This window comes from Citrobacter sp. wls714 (assembly GCF_005281025.1).
In the GTDB taxonomy this organism is placed as follows: domain Bacteria; phylum Pseudomonadota; class Gammaproteobacteria; order Enterobacterales; family Enterobacteriaceae; genus Citrobacter; species Citrobacter werkmanii.
This window is the reverse complement of sequence record NZ_SZWZ01000093.1, coordinates 42,958-65,046: the sequence shown is the minus strand read 5'-3', so window position 1 is coordinate 65,046 and position 22,089 is coordinate 42,958. Positions and strand designations below refer to the sequence as shown.

The window sequence follows — 22,089 nt, the reverse complement described above, 5'->3', positions numbered from 1 at the left end:
CGTGTCGATGGAGGCGCATTATAGGGAGTCGACTCAGGAAGACAAGCGGAAAAATGCATTTTTGTTTCAACCGCTCACCTTTTACCCACAACGCTTACTTTTGCTGCTTTTTTATCGCTATTGGCAGGTCTGCCAGACTATTTATAACCAAATCTGCCGCATTTTCTGCTTCCGGCGTGACGGGTTTGCCCGTGCGCACCAGTACCTTGGTTCCAACATTCGCAGCAGCTGCCGCCTGCATATCTTCTATTTTGTCGCCTACCATATAAGAAGCAGCCATATCGATGTGCAGGAAGTCGCGGGCGGAAATCAGCATCCCGGGATGCGGTTTACGGCAATCGCAGACCTGACGATACTCTTCTACGGTACCCTGCGGATGATGCGGGCAATAGTAGATACCATCCAGATCAACGTCGCGATCGGCCAGCGACCAGTCCATCCATTCGGTCAACGTTTCAAACTGAGCCTCGGTAAATTTACCGCGCGCGATACCAGACTGGTTCGTCACCACAATTAGCGCGTAACCCATATTTTTAAGTTCACGCATGGCATCAATAACACCGTCGATAAACTCGAACTCGTCAATCTCATGTACATAACCGTGGTCCACATTAATGGTGCCGTCACGGTCGAGAAAAATTGCGGGTACAGACTTTGCCACCTTTTATAGCTCCTGAATAAGGCATGTGGCTCTAGTATCGCATGTTTCGGCGGGCAAGAAAGTGCTCATCGTGCAAAGCTAGATTGATTTAGACGTCTGGATGCCTTAACATCCATCTTGTTGACGGCCTTGACCGTCCCAGACAGACGAAAATGCCACGGCTAACTTAATTACGATAATAAATAACCAATGATTAAACTTTCGAATATCACCAAAGTGTTCCAGCAGGGGACTCGCACCATTCAGGCGCTAAATAATGTCAGCCTGCACGTTCCTGCCGGGCAGATTTATGGCGTCATTGGCGCCTCCGGTGCCGGTAAAAGTACGCTTATCCGCTGCGTTAACTTACTTGAACGCCCAACCGAAGGCAGCGTTCAGGTCGGCGGTCAGGAACTGACCACGCTTTCAGAGTCCGAGTTGACCAAAGCTCGCCGTCAAATCGGCATGATTTTCCAGCACTTTAACCTGCTCTCTTCCCGTACCGTATTTGGCAACGTCGCGCTGCCGCTGGAACTGGATAACACACCAAAAGAAGAGATCAAACGCCGTGTAACAGAACTGCTGGATTTAGTCGGTCTTGGCGACAAGCACGATAGCTATCCGGCCAACCTTTCCGGTGGACAAAAACAACGAGTGGCGATCGCTCGTGCGCTGGCAAGTAATCCCAAAGTGTTGCTGTGCGATGAAGCCACCAGCGCACTCGACCCGGCAACCACGCGTTCGATTCTGGAGCTGCTGAAAGACATTAACCGTCGTCTGGGTCTCACCATTCTGCTAATTACCCATGAGATGGACGTAGTAAAACGCATTTGTGACTGCGTGGCGGTCATCAGTAATGGTGAACTGATTGAGCAAGACACCGTCAGCGAAGTTTTCTCTCATCCGAAAACGCCGCTGGCACAGAAGTTTATCCAGTCCACTCTGCATCTGGATATCCCGGAAGATTATCTGGAACGTTTAAAAGCAGAGCCGCAGGCCGACAGCGTGCCAATGCTGCGCATGGAGTTCACCGGTCATTCGGTCGATGCGCCATTACTCTCTGAGACGGCCCGTCGCTTTAATGTAAATAACAACATTATTAGCGCGCAGATGGATTACGCCGGGGGCGTGAAGTTCGGCATCATGCTGACTGAAATGCACGGCACACAGGAAGATACACAAGCAGCCATTAATTGGCTGCAGGAACACCATGTAAAAGTAGAGGTACTGGGTTATGTCTGAGCCGATGATGTGGCTGCTGGTTCGCGGCGTATGGGAAACGCTGGCAATGACCTTTGTGTCCGGTTTTTTTGGTTTTGTCATTGGCCTGCCGGTTGGCGTATTGCTGTACGTTACGCGTCCTGGGCAAATCATTGAGAACGCTAAGCTTTACCGTACGCTCTCTGCACTGGTAAATATTTTCCGTTCCATCCCATTCATTATTTTGCTGGTGTGGATGATTCCTTTCACCCGCATGATTGTGGGTACTTCTATCGGGCTGCAGGCCGCTATCGTCCCGCTGACCGTCGGCGCCGCGCCGTTTATCGCCCGTATGGTGGAAAATGCGCTGCTGGAAATCCCTACCGGGCTGATTGAAGCCTCTCGTGCAATGGGCGCTACACCGTTACAGATCGTGCGTAAAGTCCTGCTGCCAGAAGCGCTGCCGGGCCTGGTCAATGCCGCCACCATCACCCTTATCACGCTGGTTGGCTATTCCGCGATGGGCGGTGCCGTCGGCGCAGGTGGTCTGGGACAGATTGGCTACCAGTACGGTTATATTGGCTACAACGCCACCGTGATGAATACAGTACTGGTATTGCTCGTCGTTCTGGTTTATTTAATTCAGTTATCCGGCGATCGCATCGTCCGGGTTGTCACGCACAAATAACGTTGCACACAACACTAAAAACTCATTAAGAAAAAGGAAATAAGCATGGCGTTCAAATTCAAAACCTTTGCGGCAGTTGGAGCCCTGATCGGTTCTCTGGCACTTGTGGGTTGCGGTCAGGATGAAAAAGATCCTAACCACATCAAAGTGGGCGTTATTGTTGGCGCAGAGCAGCAGGTTGCAGAAGTCGCGCAGAAAGTGGCAAAAGAAAAATACGGTCTGGACGTTGAGCTGGTCACGTTTAACGATTACGTCCTGCCTAACGAAGCGCTGAGCAAAGGCGACATTGATGCCAACGCCTTCCAGCACAAACCGTACCTGGATCAGCAGATTAAAGATCGTGGTTACAAGCTGGTTGCCGCGGGCAATACTTTTGTTTACCCGATTGCGGGATATTCAAAAAAAATCAAATCACTGGATGAGCTGCAGGAAGGTTCTCAGGTCGCTATTCCAAACGACCCGACTAACCTCGGCCGCTCGCTGCTGCTGCTGCAAAAAGTGGGCTTAATCAAACTGAAAGACGGTGTTGGCCTGCTGCCGACCGCGCTGGACGTGATTGAAAACCCGAAAAACCTGAAGCTGGTTGAACTGGAAGCGCCGCAGCTGCCGCGTTCCCTGGACGATGCGCAAATCGCCCTGGCGGTCATCAACACCACCTACGCCAGCCAGATTGGCCTGACCCCGGCAAAAGACGGTATCTTTGTTGAAGATAAAGATTCTCCGTACGTAAACCTGATCGTGACCCGTGAAGACAACAAAGATGCTGAGAACGTGAAGAAATTCGTGCAGGCCTACCAGTCTGACGAAGTGTACGAAGCGGCAAACAAAGTCTTCAACGGCGGTGCGGTTAAGGGCTGGTAATTTTAGGCTGTTTCCAGAATCTGTAATATCATCAGGACGGGCGCTTGCCCGTCTTGTCATTTATGCAAGCACCTGATTCAATATCTGACGTTTAGATCATTCATTGAGGAAATATTATGCGTGCTTTACCGATCTGTTTAGTAGCACTCATGCTGAGCGGCTGTTCTATGTTAAGCAGATCCCCTGTTGAACCCGTTCAAAGCACCGCTACCCCGCCAAAAGCGGAGCCGGAAAAACCAAAAGCACCGCGCGCGGCGCCGGTAAGAATCATTACTAACGCCGAAGATTTAGTGGGTAAACCGTTCCGCGATCTCGGCGAAGTCAGCGGCGAATCCTGTCAGGCATCAAACCAGGATTCCCCTCCTAGCATCCCAACCGCACGTAAACGCATGCAGATTAACGCCTCTAAAATGAAAGCGAATGCGGTATTGCTGCACAGTTGCGAAGTAACCAGCGGGACCCCAGGTTGCTATCGTCAGGCGGTTTGCATTGGTTCTGCACTGAACATTTCGGCGAAATGAGCCATTTTCAGTTCGAGCAAATAGGCGTTATCCGCTCACCTTATAAAGAAAAGTTCGCTGTTCCACGCCAGCCAGGTCTGGTGAAAAGCGCCAGCGGCGAACTGCATTTGCTCGCTCCCTATAACCAGGCCGATGCCGTTCGCGGCCTGGAAGCCTTCAGCCATTTGTGGGTGATTTTTGTTTTTCATCAGACAATGGAAGGAGGATGGCGTCCAACCGTGCGCCCTCCCCGTCTTGGCGGCAACGCCAGAATGGGCGTCTTCGCCACGCGTTCAACGTTTCGTCCTAACCCTGTTGGCATGTCTTTGGTTGAGCTACGGGGCATCCGCTGCCATAAAGAGCACGTTATCCTTGAGCTCGGCGGGCTGGATCTTGTCGATGGTACGCCGGTAGTGGATATTAAGCCGTATCTGCCATTTGCCGAATCGCTGCCCGCTGCTCGCGCCAGCTATGCTCAGGATGCACCGCAGGCCAGCGTAGCTGTGACTTTCAGTGAAGAGATCGCCGGGCAACTGGCTGGGCTGGAAAAACGTTATCCGCATCTTCGCCAGTTTATTGCCGAAGTGCTGGCGCAGGATCCCCGTCCTGCCTACCGTAAAAACGAGGAAGAAGGCAAAACCTATGCCGTTTGGCTGCTGGACTTTAACGTCCGCTGGCGCGTTACGCCGTCAGGATTTGAGGTCTTTGCTCTGGAAGCCCGCTAATTTGCGTCGCGTACTCTTTTGACATCCCTTTCTCGCTGGTAAACTAAACCACTTTTGTTTTGTGCCAGGCTCGTTTTGAGCCTGTTCGATCGTTCAACTGGAACCGTAACAACATGCGTACTAGCCAATATCTGCTCTCCACTCTGAAGGAGACACCTGCCGACGCCGAAGTCATCAGCCACCAGCTGATGCTGCGCGCCGGGATGATCCGCAAGCTGGCCTCCGGGTTATATACCTGGCTGCCGACCGGCGTGCGCGTCCTGAAAAAAGTCGAAAACATCGTGCGTGAAGAGATGAACAACGCCGGTGCGATCGAGGTGTTGATGCCGGTCGTTCAGCCCTCTGAGCTGTGGCAAGAGAGTGGCCGTTGGGAACAATACGGCCCGGAACTGCTGCGTATTGCTGACCGTGGCGATCGCCCGTTCGTCCTTGGCCCAACGCATGAAGAAGTGATCACCGACCTGATTCGTAACGAGCTGAGCTCTTACAAACAGCTGCCGCTGAACTTCTACCAGATCCAGACTAAATTCCGTGACGAAGTCCGTCCGCGCTTCGGCGTGATGCGTTCCCGCGAATTCCTGATGAAAGATGCTTATTCTTTCCATACTTCTCAGGAATCTCTGCAGGAGACCTACGACGCGATGTATGCGGCGTACAGCAAGATCTTCAGCCGTATGGGTCTCGATTTCCGTGCGGTCCAGGCGGACACCGGTTCAATCGGCGGTAGCGCCTCTCACGAATTCCAGGTGCTGGCGCAGAGCGGCGAAGACGATGTGATCTTCTCCGACTCCTCCGACTATGCAGCAAACATCGAATTCGCCGAAGCCGTGGCCCCGAAAGAGCCGCGTGCGGCAGCAACGCAGGAGATGACGCTGGTTGATACGCCGAACGCGAAAACCATCGCCGAGCTGGTTGAACAGTTCAACCTGCCGATCGAAAAAACCGTAAAAACCCTGCTGGTGAAAGCGGTTGAAGGCAGCAAGTCTCCGCTGATTGCGCTGCTGGTTCGCGGCGATCACGAGCTGAACGAAGTCAAAGCGGAAAAACTGCCGCAGGTTGCCAGCCCGCTGACCTTCGCCACTGAAGAAGAAATTCGCGCATTGGTGAAAGCGGGTCCGGGTTCTCTCGGTCCGGTGAACATGCCAATTCCGGTTGTTATCGACCGTACCGTTGCCGTGATGAGCGATTTCGCCGCGGGCGCGAACATCGACGGTAAGCACTATTTCGGTATCAACTGGGATCGCGACGTTGCCACCCCGGAAGTTGCGGACATCCGTAACGTGGTCGCTGGCGACCCGAGTCCGGATGGCAAGGGTACGTTGCTGATTAAACGCGGCATCGAAGTGGGTCACATCTTCCAGTTGGGCACCAAGTACTCTGAAGCGATGAAAGCCGCCGTTCAGGGCGAAGACGGTCGTAACCAGATCCTGACCATGGGTTGCTACGGTATCGGGGTAACTCGCGTGGTTGCTGCCGCTATCGAACAGAACTATGACGATCGCGGTATCGTCTGGCCAGACGCCATTGCCCCGTTCCAGGTGGCAATTCTGCCGATGAACATGCATAAGTCCTATCGCGTGCAGGAACTGGCTGAAAAACTGTACGCTGAGTTGCGCGCGCAGGGCATTGAAGTGCTGATGGACGACCGTAAAGAGCGTCCGGGCGTGATGTTTGCCGATATGGAACTGATCGGTATTCCGCACACCATCGTGCTGGGCGACCGTAACCTCGACAACGACGATATCGAATACAAATACCGTCGTAACGGCGAGAAGCAGTTGATTAAAACAGGCGACATCGTCGACTACCTGGTAAAAGCCATTAAAGGCTAATACCAGCAAAAGGCCCTGATTATCAGGGCCTTTTTTATCGATTAATTACACGCTTTACCAGGGATAAACTTCGCATCTTTATCCGCCATCAGCGTTTTCACTTTTTCGCCGGTGTCCGGGTTCGCCTCCAGCGTGAAATGCGCTTCCAGCGTCAGCAGTACGGACTGCCCGTTTTCCGCGCGAGCGGCTAAATAGTCACGCTCAAGCTGGGCGTTATTCGCCACCGGCATCCGTTTACCCGTTGCGCAGTCGGTAAAGATAGCTGCATCAGCCATATAGAAGTACATCCCCCGCATCGGCATTGGCGTCACTGGTAAGCTGGCGGAAACCGGCTGGAGCGTGTAGTTGAACTGCGACTCAATCGGATTACCTTCACGATCGAGCATTTCCAGCGCTTCACCTTTTACCCGGTAGTACGACTTTTCACCTTTGCTGTCGGTCAGCACCAGCTTGTCAGCAGTGCGCGCCCATGTACCATAAGAGGCAAAGGACGACGGTTCATCCCTCACCCCCTGATAGCGTTCGTTCATCACCCATGTTCCGTCTTTTTCAAGGAACAGAGAAGTTTCAATCCCTTCGCAGTCCGCGCAAGGCAGGATGCCACGCCAGCTCTGCTGCATCGGTTTTAATTCTGCCGCCCGTGTCGGCTGTAGTACTTCGACTTCAGTACGGTTGTTACAGCCGATCAAGGAAAAAAGCGTGCATGCAGCGACTACGGACAATATTGCTGTTTTCACTATCAATTCCTTATAAATTTTTATTCCTGCTCGTCAGTCTTGCGTTCGACGAACTCTCCCGCGCAGTGCTTTCACTGTGGATTTTTGCGCCTTCGACGACAACCTACGCTCTTTCGAAGCGCGCGTAGGACGCGTTGCCTGTCGGCTTTTTTGCACTGAGGTTAATTCTTTGATCACCGCCACCAGCCGCGAGATTGCCGCTTCCCGATTAAGCTCCTGGCTACGGTATTCCTGCGCCTTAATGATAATAATGCCATCGCTGCTAATCAGATGATGGCTGGCGGCAAGCAGTCGTTCCTTATAATACTCTGGCAGGCCAGAGGCCCGAATGTCAAAGCGCAAATGGATAGCCGTCGAGGTCTTGTTAACGTGCTGACCGCCCGCGCCCTGCGCCCGAATCGCCGTGATTTCCAGCTCATTATCAGGGATAGAGACGTTTCGGGAGATAACAATCATGAACGCGGCTGCCACGCGGTCAGATGAATTTCCAGATTGTTCTGAGAATCGGACAACCAGATCGCGCCATCCTGGATCGTCGCCTGCAGCGCCATGGTGCGACCAGCAAATTCACTCAGTTGTGCCAGCTGTTCGTCATCCAGATACCACACGGTAAGATTTTTAAACTGCGCGCACTTACTCTGGTTTTGTTGCCACCAGATCTGGGCCGCACGGCTGTTGTAGGTAAACAGGGCCACCTCAGCAGACTGAGTGCAGGCTTTCTTAATACGGCGCTCATCCGGCAGGCCGAGTTCAATCCATAAATCAATGCCCAGATGGTCGTTTCGCAGCCATGCTTCCGGTTCATCTTCCGCACTCAAGCCCCGCGTAAACTGCAGGCGCTCATCGGCATATTTAATCCACGCCAGCAGACGCAGCATCATGCGCTCCTGGGTTTCTGAAGGGTGACGCGCCAGCGTCAAGGCTGCGTCAAGGAATTGGTTGCGGTCAAGATCCGCCACATTGACGACAGCTTTGTAGATTGTCGCTTTAAGCGCCATTTGAGAACTCCTTTCGAATCAGGCGCACATTGTAGCGAAAACCACGGCAAAAGGCTGCTAACAGCGCCTCTATCAAGGCGCTGATATTGCCTGAATGAGTATGGTATAGTCACCTTGCTAAACAGAGTTTATCTTCGTAGGCTTAGACTTGCATCCACGGTTAAGTCAGAGTGCTGACAGGAGGGCATGTGGAAAAATATTGTGAGTTAATACGCAAGCGGTACGCGGAAATCGCCAGCGGAGACTTAGGGTATGTCCCGGATGCGCTGGGCTGCGTATTGAAGGTGCTTAATGAAGTGGCGGCAGACAGCGCCCTTTCAGAGTCGGTCAGGGAAAAAGCGGCCTATGCTGCCGCGAACTTACTGGTGAGCGATTATGTCAATGAATGAAACGTATCAACCCATCAACTGTGATGATTACGACAATCTTGAACTCGCCTGCCAGCACCATTTGTTACTGACGTTGGCGTTAAAAGATGGCGAAGTTTTGCAAGCGAAGGCAAACGATCTGGTTTCCCGCAAAAACGTGGAATATCTGGTCGCAGAGGTCGCAGGTGAAACCCGTGAGCTTCGCCTCGACAAAATTGCCAGCTTCAGCCACCCACAAATCGGTACCGTGGTAGTCAGCGAATCCTGATTATTTTGTTGCCGGATGGCGGTGCAAGCACCTTATCCGGCCTACGGTCCATGAGATACGTAGGCCGGATAAGCGCAGCGCCATCAGGCATGCCAAATCAGACTCACACCTTCTTCATCTTCTGCTATTCCCTCACGCGTCACAAAAACACCCGCAGCCGCAATCAACGTTTCACCATAAAAAAGCAGCGGCGTGGTATCTCGTCGCCAGGGTGGAATCCCCTGCTCCTGCCAGATTTTCTTTAATTTACGTCCACCGTTACGCCCGACAATATGTAATACGCCTGGCGCTTTAAAACGAATACTGACCAGCTCGTCCGCTTTAGGCACGCGCAATTCGCCTGCGGAGATTAACTGCACCGCTCCCAGCCCAACGGGCAGCGTCAGCGGCGTTTGCCAGCATGGCCAAGGAATGAAGATTTCGCTGTGCCCGTCGACCGGTTTCACCCACCACAGTTGCGACTGGTAGCGACGAATGTCGAACCCTCCAAGGCGAAAACAGGGGGAAGCATCCTCTCGTGCCAGCGCGACTTCCTGCCAGATACGTTCCAGAGCGTCACGGGAAGGCATTGGCGCATGTAATCCCGCCAGCCAGCGGCGAAGCAGCGCAGCACGCCGCACATCGCTCATCATCATAAGCGGCGCCAGCAACAGTGTACCCTGGGCCGTGACACAGTCGGCTAGATCGCTGGCAAGCAATTCATCCAGCAAGCTCTCCTGCTCGGCGCACAGCGCTGCGCTGCGGGCTGTAGCTTGCGCGAAGTGTGGCCAACGCTGTTGCAGCAAGGGAGTAACGCGCAATCTGAGGAAATTGCGATCGTAGGTATCATCCTGATTACTTTCATCTTCGATCCAGCATAATTGGTGCTGTCGCGCCCACCCTTCCAGCGCCTCTCGTGTTTGCGCCAGCAGCGGTCGGATCAGTTGGGTTCCGGCGAACGGCGAGCGTTCTCCCATGGCGGAAAGCCCGGCAGGACCACTGCCGCGCTTAAGTGCCAGCAGAAAGGTTTCGCACTGGTCATCCAAATGCTGGGCGGTCATCAGTACCTCGCCCGGCAGTAGCGTCTGTGCAAATGCGTGATAGCGCGCCCGCCGCGCCTGAGCTTCTATACCCAGGCCATCATCCTCCAGACGGACCCGTTCAACCACCAACGGCACCTGCCACTGCGCGCATATCGATTCACAGTGCTGCACCCAGCTGTCCGCATGGGGACTTAGTCCATGATGAATATGGATTGCGCGCAACGTAACGTCAGGGTGCTGTGCTCGCCACAGCACTAACTGATGCAGCAGCACGGTGGAGTCCAGCCCGCCGCTAAAGGCGACCAGAATCGATTGAGAATTCAGCAGTGAAGTGTTCAGCGTGAGTGTTGTCATGATGGTTACTTACAATGGCATTGCCCGGCACGTTACCGGGCTAACGCCACAATAACAAGCCTTACAGCTCATACAGTTCGAGCGGTAATCCGTCGGGATCGTTAAAAAACGTAAAGCGTTTGCCGGTAAAAGGATCGATGCGTACCGCCTCACACTTCACATCGCGAGCCTCCAGATGCGCGATCGCTTTCTCTACATCATCCACACTGAACGCCAGATGACGTAAACCACAGGCTTCCGGTCGACTCGGGCGGCAAGGTGGAAATGGGAAAGAAAAGAGCTCAATCACATACTGACCGTTCAATGCCAGATCGCCTTTCCAGGAGTCACGCTCTTCCCGGTAGGCTTCGCTCATCAGGGTGAAGCCCAGCACATCGCAGTAAAATGCCTTACTCACCGCGTAGTCCGTCGCAATAATGGCAATATGGTGAACCTGTTTTAATCCCAGCATAGCGTCATCGCCTCTTTCGTTTGTTCTTTCAGCACGTTACTCGTGCGTAATGGGTTCAGGCAAGTCGTTATGCCATTTTTAAGACTCTCACACGATACACGCCATCCTCACCCAGTTTAGCGCCATGGATATCGGTTTCAAATCCAGGATAATGATGGCCCACTGAACACAGCATCAACAGGAAATCGAGTACAGCCCGGCTTTTTTCCGTGATCATTTCACCAGGCATCAAGAGCGGTACTCCAGGCGGATAAGGCAGGATCATATTGGCGGAAACGCGCCCCACCAGTTGATCAAGCGCCACCGTTTCAACCTCACCTTTGATCTGCCGCTGCCAGGCCTGATGCGGCGTCATTTTCATTTCCGGCAAGGTATCAAATGCCCGCAGCATCAGCCCGGAGAGATCGTGCTGGCGAATAAGCCTATGGATCCCCTGAGCCAGATCCTGAATACGCATATTGCGATAAAAGTCGGGATCCTCGGCATACAGATCCGGCAGCATGTTTTTCACGCGTAAATTCAGATCGTACGAACGCTTAAATTCCGTCAGGCCGCGCAGCAGGCCCATCGCCCGGGTTTTATCAATGCCGATGCTGAACAGGAACAACAGATTATACGGTCCCGTTTTCTCGACAACCACGCCGCGTTCATCAAGGAATTTCGCCACCAACGCGGCGGGGATCCCCTCTTCACTCATATTTCCTTGTTCATCCATCCCCGGCGTCAGAATAGTGACTTTCACCGGGTCGAGGAACATGTGGTCGGCATCAGCATCGACAAATCCGTGCCAGTCTTCACCAGGCGCTACCGGCCAGCATTCTGCTTCATCCACCCTTTCCGGCTGCCAGATATCAAAAAACCAGCCATCCGACTCTTCACGCAACCGCTGCACTTCTTTACGAAAATGCAGCGCCCGCTCCACCGAACGATTGATTAACCGCTTGCCTGAATTGCCTCGCAGCATGGCCGCTGCGGTTTCTATCGAGGCAACAATCGGGTAACTCGGCGAAGTGGATGTGTGCATCATAAAGGCTTCGTTGAAGGTGTCTTCGTCGTAGTCACCCTTAATGTGGATCAGAGAAGCCTGTGACAACGCCGCCAGCATCTTGTGGGTAGACTGGGTTTCAAAAATCACCTTCCCCGGCACGCGCTCACCGCTCATCCCGCTTTTCCCCTGATAGATCGGATGAAAATGGGTATATGGCACCCAGGCTGAATCAAAATGGATAGAGGGCACATCCAGCGTTTGCTTGATCCAGTTGGTGTTATACAGCAGGCCGTCATAGGTAGAGTTGGTGATCACCGCATGCACCGGCCATTGCGCCTGGGGGGTCTCCTCTATCTTGCTTTCAATGCTTGCACGGGTAAATTCCCTTCGGGGGATACCACCCAGAATACCCAACGCATTACGCGTCGGCTTCAACCAGATTGGCACCACATCGCTCATCATCAGCAAATGCGCCAACGACTTATGACAGTTGCGGTCAATCAACAGCGTACTGCCCGTTGGGGCGGCATACATACCAACAATTTTATTGGAGGTGGACGTGCCGTTGGTCACCATATAGCTCTGCTCGGCGCCAAAAGTGCGCGCGATATACTCCTCCGCTTCCAGGTGCGGGCCGGTATGATCCAGCAGCGAACCCAGCTCGGTCACAGAAATGGACACATCGGCTTTCAGCGTATTGCCGCCAAAGAAATCATAGAACAAGCAGCCGACCGGGCTTTTCTGGTACGCCGTTCCCGCCATATGACCGGGCGTGCAGAAGGTATACTTTCCTTCCTTCACATAGGTAAATAGCGCTTTGGTAAAAGGCGGCGTGATGTTATCCAGATATTCACTGGTGTACTGGCGGATGCGGGTGGCAATGTCTTCAGACTGGCCCAGCGCATACTCAAAAAACCACAGCGCCATGCGCAGATCATGGGCGCTGACATCCATCGTCGAATGGGTGTTAATAAAGGCGTAGAGCGGAAGATATTCGTTTAGCTGGTTGATGTCACTGCACAGATCCAGACTATATTCATCCCAGTCAAAAATGACGCCGCAAATTCGCGGGTTATGTTCGATAAACTTCAGCAGGTCAACGCTATTCTGCGGCCAGATAATCTGAAACCCCTGCTGTTGTAGCGCACGCTCAAGTTCCTTGATGGGCTCATCTTTATAAAAGACGCCATGCGGTCCCATGATGGCAATGATATTCATGCGTTCCTCCTGGAAAAACCTTAGTTAAGCATAGCCTGGTCAAACAACAGGTAAAAAAAAGGGCCACAGCATTGTGGCCCTTTTCAGAATGAATGCAGTTTACGCGTAGCCGTAGCTCATCAGACGCTGGTAACGACGGTTTTTCAGATCTTCTTTACCTAACACATCAAGATCGGCGAGATCGGTCAGCAGTTGCGCTTTCAGTGACGCCGCCATGGCTTCCGGGTTGCGGTGCGCGCCACCCAGCGGTTCAGGAATGATAGAGTCGATAAGCTTCAGCTCTTTCAGACGCGGCGCGATAATGCCCATCGCTTCAGCGGCCAGCGGCGCTTTATCCGCGCTTTTCCACAGAATAGACGCGCAGCCTTCCGGGGAGATAACGGAATAGGTGCTGTATTGCAGCATATTCACTTTATCGCCTACGCCGATCGCCAGCGCGCCGCCGGAACCACCTTCACCGATAACGGTGCAGATGACAGGGACGCTCAGACGCGACATTTCACGCAGGTTACGCGCGATGGCTTCAGACTGACCACGTTCTTCAGCGCCCACGCCCGGGTAAGCCCCAGGGGTGTCGATGAAGGTAATGATCGGCATGTTGAAACGTTCAGCCATTTCCATCAGACGCAGCGCTTTGCGATAGCCTTCCGGCGCTGGCATGCCGAAATTACGACGAATTTTTTCTTTGGTCTCACGGCCTTTCTGATGACCAATGATCATCACCGGACGGCCATCCAGACGCGCGATACCGCCGACGATAGCTTTGTCATCCGCATAGGCACGATCGCCCGCCAGCTCATCAAATTCATCAAACGCCAGGCGGACATAATCCAGGGTGTACGGACGCTGTGGATGGCGCGCCAGTTGGGCTACCTGCCATGCGCCAAGATCGGCGAAGATTTTACGCGTCAGTTCTACGCTTTTTTCACGCAGACGATGCACTTCTTCATCGATGTTAATATCCAGTTTCTCATCCTGACGGCTAACCGCAGTCAGAGAATCGATTTTTGCTTCCAGCTCTGCAATCGGCTGTTCAAAATCAAGGAAATTCAGACTCATAGTATTCCTGTATTAGTCAAACTCCAGTTCCACCTGCTCCGAACCAATAAGGCCGCGGAGATCGTTTAGCAAACGATCGCTCGGAGAGACACGCCACGTCGCGCCAAAACGCAACCGCGCACGTGCATCCGCCCTCTGATAGTAGAGATGTACTGGAATTGTCCCCGAGCGGTGGGGTTCCAGAGACTGACGGAGTCGGTTTAAAAGCTGGTCATCAATTTGCCTGTCCGTCAGCGAGATAGCAAGCCCGCGAGCATATTTTTCCCGGGCTTCGTCAATATCCATGACTTCACGGGCCATCATTTTAAGCCCGCCGCTGAAGTCATCAAAGCTGACCTGTCCGCTGACGATAAGTATGCGGTCTTTTTCCAGCAATTGCTGGTATTTATCCAGGGCATCGGTAAACAACATAACTTCCAGACGCCCGGAACGGTCATCCAGTGTACAGATGCCGATACGATTACCGCGCTTGGTGACCATTACCCGCGCGGCAATGACGAGCCCCGCAGCCGTGGTGACTTTACCACGTTCTGTCGGATGCATGTCTTTCAGCCTGTGGCCTCCAACATAGCGCTCAATTTCTTTTAAATACTGGTTGATGGGGTGTCCCGTCAGGTAAAGCCCTAACGTTTCACGCTCACCGTCTAATACTACCTGCTCAGGCCACGGTGTACAGTTGGCATAAGACTGTTCAATTTGTTCCGGCTCTTCCGCCAGCACGCCAAACATATCAGCCTGGCCAATAGCCTCGGCTTTCGCATGCTGATCGGCGGCTTTTAGCGCATCATTCAGCGAATTCATCAACGCCGCGCGGTGTGGGCCAAGGCGGTCAAACGCCCCGGACATAATCAGTTTTTCCAGCACCCGGCGATTAAGTTTTTTGATATCCGTACGCGCACAGAGATCAAACAGCTCGCGGAAGTAACCGCCTTCGTTGCGCGCCTCAATAATAGCTTCAATTGGCCCTTCACCCACGCCTTTTATCGCGCCGATGCCGTAAACAATCTCGCCATCATCGTTAACGTGGAAATGGTAAAGCCCGGAGTTAATGTCCGGCGGCAGGATTTTTAGCCCCATGCGCCAGCATTCATCCACCAGCCCGACCACTTTCTCGGTGTTATCCATATCGGCCGTCATTACCGCCGCCATAAACTCGGCAGGGTAATGTGCCTTCAGCCACAGCGTCTGGTAAGAGACCAGCGCATAGGCAGCGGAGTGTGATTTGTTAAATCCGTAACCGGCGAATTTCTCCACCAGGTCAAAGATTTTCATCGCCAGTTCGCCGTCGACGCCGCGCTTTTTCGCCCCTTCTTCAAAGGTGCCGCGCTGCTTGGCCATCTCTTCCGGCTTTTTCTTACCCATCGCACGACGCAACATATCCGCGCCGCCAAGCGTATAACCGGACAGCTCCTGGGCAATCTGCATAACCTGTTCCTGATACAGGATAATGCCGTAGGTTGGCTCCAGTACCGGCTTCAGACACTCATGCTGCCATTGTACGTCCGGGTAGGAAATCTCTTCGCGCCCATGCTTACGGTCGATAAAGTTATCTACCATCCCCGACTGTAGCGGGCCTGGGCGGAACAGGGCCACCAGTGCGATCATATCTTCGAAGCAGTCAGGCTGCAGACGTTTGATCAGATCCTTCATGCCGCGGGATTCAAGCTGGAATACCGCGGTGGTCTCCGAGCGTTGCAGCATGTCGAAGCTTTTCTTATCGTCAAGCGGAATGGCTGCGATATCCAGCGGCGGCTCGCCGTTCTTTTCACGGCGGGCGTTGATCATCTCCAGCGCCCAGTTGATGATGGTCAGCGTGCGCAGACCCAGGAAGTCGAACTTCACCAGGCCGGCGTATTCCACGTCGTTCTTATCAAACTGAGTAACCGGGTGTAGCCCCTGTTCATCGCAGTATAGCGGCGCAAAATCGGTAATTTTGGTCGGGGCGATAACCACACCACCGGCGTGCTTACCGGCGTTACGCGTGACGCCTTCCAGCTTACGCGCCATATCGATCAGCGCTTTAACCTCTTCATCCGCCTCATAGATTTCCGGCAGTTGGGGTTCAGCTTCGAAGGCTTTCGCCAACGTCATGCCCGGATCGGGCGGCACCAGTTTCGAAATACGATCCACGAAGCCGTACGGGTGCCCCAGCACGCGGCCCACGTCACGGATAACCGCTTTTGCCGCCATCGTACCGAAAGTAATAATCTGTGAAACCGCATCACGACCGTACATTTCCGCCACGTGTTCAATAACCTGGTCGCGTTTCTCCATACAGAAGTCAACGTCGAAGTCGGGCATTGAGACACGTTCCGGGTTGAGGAAACGTTCGAACAGCAGGTCAAATTCCAGCGGATCCAAGTCGGTAATTTTTAGCGCATAGGCCACCAGCGAACCTGCGCCGGAACCACGTCCCGGACCGACTGGTACACCGTTATCCTTCGACCACTGGATAAATTCCATAACGATCAGGAAGTAGCCAGGGAATCCCATCTGGTTGATAACCTGTAGTTCCACATCCAGACGCTCGTCATACTCCGGACGACGCTTGGCGCGCACTTCCGGATCCGGGAACAGGAATTCAAGACGCTCTTCCAGACCCTCTTTCGACTTGGCCACGAGGAAGTCCTCGGTGGTCATATCGCCGGTCGGGAACTGCGGCAGGAAATATTCGCCAAGGCGCACCGTGACGTTACAGCGTTTGGCGATTTCGACGGTGTTTTGCAGCGCCTCCGGGATATCGGAGAACAGTTCGCACATCTCGTCTTCGCTGCGCATATACTGCTGCGCGGAGTAGTTACGCGGACGTTTGGGATCGTCAAGGGTGAATCCGTCGTGGATCGCCACACGGATTTCATGCGCGTCGAAATCACCGGTTTCCAGGAAGCGAACATCGTTGGTCGCCACCACCGGCAAACCACGCCTTTCGGCCAGTTCTACCGCGGCATGCAGATAGTTTTCTTCATCTTGTCTGCCGGTACGGATCAGCTCAAGGAAGTAGCTATCCGGAAAATGCGCTTCGTAAAACGCCACGCATTCGTCAACCAGGGCGCTATTACCGCGCAACAAGCTACGTCCGACGTCGCCCATGCGACCGCCGGAGAGCAAAATCAAACCTTCTTTTAGCTCGACCAGCCAGTCCCTGTCGATGACCGGCCCTTCTGCGCCATAACCGCGCTGATAGGCTTTTGATATCAACAACGTCAGATTCTGATAGCCGGTATTGTTAGCGGCCAGCACGGTGAGTTGCGTGAGTTCATCACCCAATAGCTCACTGCGGACATGAAAATCTGCACCAACAATCGGTTTAATACCGGCGCAGTGACCCGCTCCGTAAAACTTCACCAGACCACAGAGGTTGGTAAAATCGGTAATCGCCAGCGCGGGCATGCCTAACGCGGCCGCCTTCTTCACCAGCGGCCCGGTTTTCGCCAGCCCATCGATCATGGAGTAGTCGCTGTGCACCCGGAGGTGGACGAAACGTGGTTCAGACATCTTCAGATTCCTTCGACACAAGAATCAGGACGTGAGTCCCAGTGCGCGTTTGACGGGGCCAAAACTGCGGCGATGGTGCTCTGTCGCGCCATACAGTGCCAATTTTTCCAGATGAAAAGCAGTTGGATAGCCTTTGTGCTGTGCAAAACCATACTGCGGAAAAACCGTATCCAGCGCAGCCATTTCAGCATCGCGGGTCACTTTTGCCAGTATTGACGCTGCGCTAATCTCCGCAACGCGGCTATCACCTTTGACTACCGCCATCGACGGTACCGGTAATGCCGGGCAACGATTGCCGTCAATCAGTACGTATTCTGGCGCAATATGCAGACCCGCGACCGCACGCTGCATCGCCAGCATGGTGGCATGCAAAATATTCAGATCGTCGATTTCATGCGGTTCTGCACGGCCTACGCTCCAGCTTAACGCTTTTTCTTTGATTTCATCAAACAGCGCCAGGCGACGTTTTTCTGACAGTTTTTTTGAGTCGTTAAGACCGATAATCGGGCGAGCCGGATCCAGAATAACGGCAGCAGTAACAACCGCACCGACCAAAGGACCACGCCCGACTTCATCCACACCCGCCACTAAATGCGTATGCGGATAAACAAATTCAATCATTGCGCTAACTCCAGGACTGCATCCGCTGCCTGCTCATCGGCATTGCAACGGATCTGCTGGTGCAGTTCACGGAATGTGTCGTGCATCGCATGGCTGGTTTTGCCATTCGCCAGTAACGGCAACAGCGCTTGCGCCAGCGCATGCGGCTCACACTCTTCCTGCAACAGCTCTTTAACCAGTTCTCTTCCCGCTAACAGGTTAGGTAGCGAAACGTAATCCGTTTTCACCAGACGCTTCGCCAGCCAGAAGGTGAAGGGTTTCATGCGGTAGCCGACCACCATCGGACACTTTGCCAGCATACACTCCAGCGCAGCGGTGCCTGAAGCCAGCAGTGCGGCGTCGCTGGCCACCATCGCTTCACGTCCCATGCCATTAAGCAGATGCACGGAAAGCTCCGGCGCAACCTCAGCCTTGATACGCTCAAACTGCTCCCGGCGTTTGGCATTGACCAGCGGCACCACCACTTCGAGATCCGGGTAATGCTGACGTAACAGCTGCGCCGTTTTCAGAAAATCGGCGCTGAGCATCTCCACTTCAGCGCCACGGCTTCCAGGCAGCAGCGCCAGGCAGTGAGCATCGTGGGGAATACCCAGAATATCACGTGCCGCGTTTTTATCCGGATCCAACGGCATGGCATCCGCCATGGTGTGGCCGATAAAGCGGCACGGGACGTTAAATTTGTCATAAAACGCTTTTTCGAAAGGCAGAAAGGCCAGCACCATATTGGTGGATCTGCCTATTTTGAAAACGCGTTTCTGTCGCCACGCCCAGACGGACGGACTGACATAATGAATGGTTTTTATGCCCTGCTTTTTCAAGTTCCCTTCAAGGGTAATATTGAAATCAGGCGCATCAATACCAACGAAAACATCCGGCTTGAGATCGGTGAATCGACGAGTGAGATCGGCACGAATATGCAGTAAACGGCGCAGACGTCCGAGCACTTCAACAATGCCCATCACCGCCAGTTCTTCCATTTCGTACCAGGCTTCACAGCCTTCGGCCTGCATTAGCGGCCCCGCCACGCCAACAAAACGCGCATTGGGAACACGAGCTTTGAGTGCACGAATTAGCCCTGCACCAAGAATATCGCCGGAGGTTTCTCCGGCGACGAGGGCAATCGTTAAAGGACGCTGCTCAGTCATTAACGAATCAGACCACGCGTTGAGCGCTCAAAGAAGTCGCTGAAAGCCTGGACATCGGGGTACTGTTTCGCCAGTTCGGCGATTTCCGGCTTCACTTCTTCCAGCGTTTTACCGCTACGGTACAACGCTTTGTAGGCATTACGAATCGCGGTAATCGCTTCGCGGGTGAACCCACGACGCTTCAGGCCTTCGATGTTGACGCCAAACGGCGTCGCGTGGTTGCCCTGGGCGATAACGTACGGTGGCACATCCTGAGCAACGCCAGAACAGCCGCCAACCATCACATGCGCGCCGATGATGCAGAATTGATGCACCGCAGTCATACCGCCGATGATAACAAAATCATCCAGCGAAACATGTCCGGCAAGCGTGGCGTTATTCGCCAGAATACAGCGGTTGCCTACCGTACAATCATGCGCGACGTGCGCATTAATCATCAGTAAGTTATCGCTGCCCACCTTCGTCACTCCACCGCCCTGCACTGTGCCACGATGAATGGTGACGCTTTCGCGGATGCGGTTGCGATCGCCAATTTCCACGCGGGTCGGTTCGCCAGCATATTTAAGATCCTGGTTAACTTCGCCGATGGAGGCAAACTGATAGATCTCGTTATCGCGACCAATTTTTGTATGGCCATTCACGACAACATGAGACTTCAGTACGGTACCCTCACCAATTTCAACATGGGGTCCAACAATACAAAATGGGCCAATGTGAGCGTTAGCGCCAATACTGGCGCCCTCTTCCACAATGGCGGTAGGGTGAATAAAGGCGGATTTATCAATCACGTATCAGGCCTCCCGGCTACGGGCACACATCATCGTTGCTTCGCACACAACTTTACCGTCGACCAGCGCAACCCCTTTAAAACGGGTCAGGCCACGGCGCGTTTTCTCGAAAGTCACTTCCATGATCATCTGATCGCCCGGCACGACAGGACGCTTAAAGCGTGCTTCGTCAATACCCGCGAAATAGTACAGTTCGCCTGGTTCCAGTTTTCCTACGCTTTTAAACGCAAGGATACCAGTGGCCTGCGCCATCGCTTCCAGAATCAGTACGCCAGGGAAAATAGGTTTGCCCGGGAAGTGGCCCTGGAAGAAAGGCTCATTAACGGATACATTTTTCACTGCGCGCAGAAAACGACCTTCTTCAAAATCCAGCACACGGTCAACCAGCAGAAACGGAAAACGGTGCGGCAGAAGTTCTAAAATCTCTTCAATATGCAGAGTATGAGTGTTAGTAGTCAAAATACTCTTCCTGTCAAAATATACTAAAAGGCAATAATAACACGGCCTGTCGCAATCGTATGAATGGGACAGGCCGAAAAGTCAGACATGCAAAAAAGGTGCTTTAGTCTTGTTGATTAACCTTGCGCTCAATCGCTTTGAGGCGCTTGCTCATATCATCAATATTCATCACCAGTGCAGCTGTTTTACGCCATACCTTATTGGGTTGTAGCGGAATGCCTGAGGAGTAGACGCCAGGTTCAGTGATAGGACGCATCACCATACCCATGCCAGTTACCGTGACTTTGTCGCATATTTCCATATGCCCATTGATCACGCTGGCGCCGCCAATCATGCAGTAACGGCCAATCTTCAGGCTACCCGCCATAATGACGCCACCGGCTACCGCCGTATTGTCGCCAATCACAACGTTATGTGCAATCTGGCATTGATTATCAATGATAACACCATTACCGATCACAGTATCGTCCAGAGCACCACGGTCAATGGTGGTACAAGCACCGATCTCGACGCGATCGCCGATAATCACCCGACCAAGCTGCGGGATCTTCACCCAGTTACCACGATCGTTCGCGTAACCAAATCCATCCGATCCGACGACAGTGCTGGACTGGATCAGGCAGTTCTCACCGATCTGAATGTCGTGGTAAATCGTCACATTCGCCCACAAACGCGAACCTGCACCGATTTTTGTATTTTTTCCGACGAAGCAGCCTGCGCCGATAACAACGTTATCGCCCAGCTCTACGCCAGACTCAATGACCGCATTTGCGCCCACAGAGACATTTTTACCCAGCTTCGCCGTCGCATCGATCGCTGCACTCGGTGCAATGTTCTGTGCGGGCTGCGGCGTGGTATCTAAAATTTGCGCCATACGAGCATAGGTCAGGTAGGGATTCTTCACTACCAGCGCCGCACTCTTAGCAAAAGGAAGATCGTCCTGCGTCATCACAACGGCAGAAGCCTGGCATACGCCTAAGTGTTCACGGTACTTAGGATTCACCATAAATGTGATATTGCCAGTTTGTGCAGATTGCATGGACGCTACGCCGGTGATGACGATATCGCCATCACCGTGTAATTCTGCATCCAACTGCTCTGCTAAATCAGCCAGTCGAATTGAAGGCATTACTTATTTAACCTGTTTCAGTACGTCAGCGGTGATGTCTTTTACATCGCTGCTATTGTATGCAACGGTGTTTGCGTCAACGACCAGATCGATGCTCTGGCTGTTAGCAACAGATTTCACAGCTGTCTGGATACGAGTAACCAGTTTGCCACGTTCTTCGTTGGAACGACGCGCACGATCCTGCTCAAAAGCCTGAGCTTTCTGAGAGAAAGTCTGGCGCTGAGCCATAACGTCTTTTTCCAGCTTGGTACGATCGCTACCCGCTTTCATAGATTGCAGACGCTGCATTTTAGATTGCAGATCGGATTCCATGCGCTGCAGTTCGCTGGCACGGCCTTTGAACTCGTTTTCCAGCGTAGCGGAAACACCTGTCTTCTGTGCAACCTGTTGGAACAGGCTACCCATGTTGACGATTGCAATTTTGTCAGCGGCCTGTGCGGACGTTGCCATCGCTAAACCGAGACCTGCAGCTAATAACCACTTTTTCACAATTAACTCCTTACCATCCCATTTGCACCCGTAGGTACAGTTCTTTGCGTGGCC

The 22,089-nt window shown here is 53.2% G+C and carries 23 protein-coding genes; 8 read left to right on the top strand and 15 right to left on the bottom strand.

Annotation, left to right across the window (positions count from 1 at the left end; translation table 11 throughout):
• Positions 1–94: 94 nt before the first annotated feature.
• Positions 95–661: a D-glycero-beta-D-manno-heptose 1,7-bisphosphate 7-phosphatase gene (gmhB, locus tag FDX11_RS20150; protein WP_061380833.1), complete on the bottom strand. Its 567-nt coding sequence runs from the start codon at positions 659–661 to the stop codon at positions 95–97.
• A gap of 189 nt (positions 662–850) precedes the next feature.
• On the opposite strand from gmhB, the gene metN reads away from it, so the two are divergent.
• From metN to proS, 6 genes are all read left to right on the top strand, one after another.
• The gene (metN, locus tag FDX11_RS20145) at positions 851–1,882 is read left to right on the top strand and encodes a methionine ABC transporter ATP-binding protein MetN (protein WP_038637459.1); all 1,032 of its coding nucleotides are present in this window, start codon (positions 851–853) and stop codon (positions 1,880–1,882) included.
• A complete protein-coding gene (locus FDX11_RS20140) occupies positions 1,875–2,528 on the top strand; it encodes a methionine ABC transporter permease MetI (RefSeq protein ID WP_006686810.1) in 654 nt (217 codons plus the stop codon). The genes metN and FDX11_RS20140 overlap by 8 nt, the downstream gene beginning before the upstream one ends.
• Before the next feature lie 45 nt (positions 2,529–2,573).
• Complete coding sequence (gene metQ / locus FDX11_RS20135; protein ID WP_006686809.1) at positions 2,574–3,389, top strand: methionine ABC transporter substrate-binding lipoprotein MetQ; 816 nt, start codon at positions 2,574–2,576, stop codon at positions 3,387–3,389.
• Between the two features lie 116 nt (positions 3,390–3,505).
• Positions 3,506–3,910 carry an Rcs stress response system protein RcsF gene (gene rcsF / locus FDX11_RS20130; RefSeq protein WP_016151780.1) on the top strand — a complete coding sequence of 135 codons (405 nt, stop codon included), beginning with the start codon at positions 3,506–3,508 and terminating at the stop codon, positions 3,908–3,910.
• Positions 3,907–4,614 (top strand): tRNA (N6-threonylcarbamoyladenosine(37)-N6)-methyltransferase TrmO, encoded by a 708-nt coding sequence (tsaA, locus tag FDX11_RS20125; RefSeq protein WP_042312141.1) that lies wholly within the window; start codon positions 3,907–3,909, stop codon positions 4,612–4,614. Before rcsF ends, tsaA begins: the two co-directional genes overlap by 4 nt.
• A gap of 113 nt (positions 4,615–4,727) precedes the next feature.
• Positions 4,728–6,446: a proline--tRNA ligase gene (gene proS, locus FDX11_RS20120; protein WP_061380836.1), complete on the top strand. Its 1,719-nt coding sequence runs from the start codon at positions 4,728–4,730 to the stop codon at positions 6,444–6,446.
• A gap of 41 nt (positions 6,447–6,487) precedes the next feature.
• Here the strand turns inward: proS and nlpE are convergent, their stop codons facing one another.
• From nlpE to FDX11_RS20105, 3 genes are read right to left on the bottom strand one after another with little or no spacing between them, the layout of a single operon-like run.
• Positions 6,488–7,186 carry an envelope stress response activation lipoprotein NlpE gene (gene nlpE / locus FDX11_RS20115; protein ID WP_094300986.1) on the bottom strand — a complete coding sequence of 233 codons (699 nt, stop codon included), beginning with the start codon at positions 7,184–7,186 and terminating at the stop codon, positions 6,488–6,490.
• A gap of 30 nt (positions 7,187–7,216) precedes the next feature.
• Positions 7,217–7,639, bottom strand: coding sequence for an alternative ribosome rescue aminoacyl-tRNA hydrolase ArfB (gene arfB / locus FDX11_RS20110; RefSeq protein WP_137398437.1), 423 nt, complete (start codon positions 7,637–7,639; stop codon positions 7,217–7,219).
• On the bottom strand, positions 7,636–8,181 hold the full coding sequence (locus tag FDX11_RS20105) for a YaeQ family protein (RefSeq protein WP_042312149.1): 546 nt from the start codon (positions 8,179–8,181) through the stop codon (positions 7,636–7,638). Before FDX11_RS20105 ends, arfB begins: the two co-directional genes overlap by 4 nt.
• A gap of 188 nt (positions 8,182–8,369) precedes the next feature.
• Between FDX11_RS20105 and FDX11_RS20100 the strand changes: the two genes are divergently transcribed.
• Entirely contained in the window at positions 8,370–8,570 is a 201-nt protein-coding gene (locus FDX11_RS20100; protein WP_005132083.1) for a YaeP family protein, read from the top strand.
• On the top strand, positions 8,557–8,817 hold the full coding sequence (gene rof, locus FDX11_RS20095) for a Rho-binding antiterminator (RefSeq protein ID WP_032940409.1): 261 nt from the start codon (positions 8,557–8,559) through the stop codon (positions 8,815–8,817). Before FDX11_RS20100 ends, rof begins: the two co-directional genes overlap by 14 nt.
• An 83-nt stretch (positions 8,818–8,900) precedes the next feature.
• On the opposite strand, the gene tilS is transcribed toward rof, so the two are convergent.
• The 11 genes from tilS to skp form a co-directional block, all read right to left on the bottom strand.
• Positions 8,901–10,193, bottom strand: coding sequence for a tRNA lysidine(34) synthetase TilS (tilS, locus tag FDX11_RS20090; RefSeq protein ID WP_137398436.1), 1,293 nt, complete (start codon positions 10,191–10,193; stop codon positions 8,901–8,903).
• A gap of 61 nt (positions 10,194–10,254) precedes the next feature.
• A complete protein-coding gene (locus tag FDX11_RS20085) occupies positions 10,255–10,644 on the bottom strand; it encodes a VOC family protein (RefSeq protein WP_061380838.1) in 390 nt (129 codons plus the stop codon).
• Between the two features lie 67 nt (positions 10,645–10,711).
• The gene (ldcC, locus tag FDX11_RS20080; protein WP_137398435.1) at positions 10,712–12,850 is read right to left on the bottom strand and encodes a lysine decarboxylase LdcC; all 2,139 of its coding nucleotides are present in this window, start codon (positions 12,848–12,850) and stop codon (positions 10,712–10,714) included.
• Positions 12,851–12,949: 99 nt separating this feature from the next.
• Positions 12,950–13,909 (bottom strand): acetyl-CoA carboxylase carboxyl transferase subunit alpha, encoded by a 960-nt coding sequence (accA, locus tag FDX11_RS20075; protein ID WP_042312159.1) that lies wholly within the window; start codon positions 13,907–13,909, stop codon positions 12,950–12,952.
• Between the two features lie 12 nt (positions 13,910–13,921).
• Positions 13,922–17,404 (bottom strand): DNA polymerase III subunit alpha, encoded by a 3,483-nt coding sequence (gene dnaE, locus FDX11_RS20070; protein WP_137398434.1) that lies wholly within the window; start codon positions 17,402–17,404, stop codon positions 13,922–13,924.
• A 24-nt stretch (positions 17,405–17,428) separates the two neighbouring features.
• Entirely contained in the window at positions 17,429–18,025 is a 597-nt protein-coding gene (rnhB, locus tag FDX11_RS20065) for a ribonuclease HII (RefSeq protein ID WP_038637421.1), read from the bottom strand.
• Positions 18,022–19,170 (bottom strand): lipid-A-disaccharide synthase, encoded by a 1,149-nt coding sequence (gene lpxB / locus FDX11_RS20060; RefSeq protein WP_042312164.1) that lies wholly within the window; start codon positions 19,168–19,170, stop codon positions 18,022–18,024. Before lpxB ends, rnhB begins: the two co-directional genes overlap by 4 nt.
• A complete protein-coding gene (gene lpxA, locus FDX11_RS20055) occupies positions 19,170–19,958 on the bottom strand; it encodes an acyl-ACP--UDP-N-acetylglucosamine O-acyltransferase (RefSeq protein ID WP_042312166.1) in 789 nt (262 codons plus the stop codon). Before lpxA ends, lpxB begins: the two co-directional genes overlap by 1 nt.
• 3 nt (positions 19,959–19,961) lie before the next feature.
• Positions 19,962–20,417: a 3-hydroxyacyl-ACP dehydratase FabZ gene (gene fabZ / locus FDX11_RS20050; protein ID WP_003018528.1), complete on the bottom strand. Its 456-nt coding sequence runs from the start codon at positions 20,415–20,417 to the stop codon at positions 19,962–19,964.
• Between the two features lie 103 nt (positions 20,418–20,520).
• Entirely contained in the window at positions 20,521–21,546 is a 1,026-nt protein-coding gene (gene lpxD, locus FDX11_RS20045; RefSeq protein ID WP_042312169.1) for a UDP-3-O-(3-hydroxymyristoyl)glucosamine N-acyltransferase, read from the bottom strand.
• 3 nt (positions 21,547–21,549) lie between these two features.
• Entirely contained in the window at positions 21,550–22,035 is a 486-nt protein-coding gene (gene skp, locus FDX11_RS20040) for a molecular chaperone Skp (RefSeq protein WP_016151765.1), read from the bottom strand.
• Between the last annotated feature and the right edge of the window lie 54 nt (positions 22,036–22,089).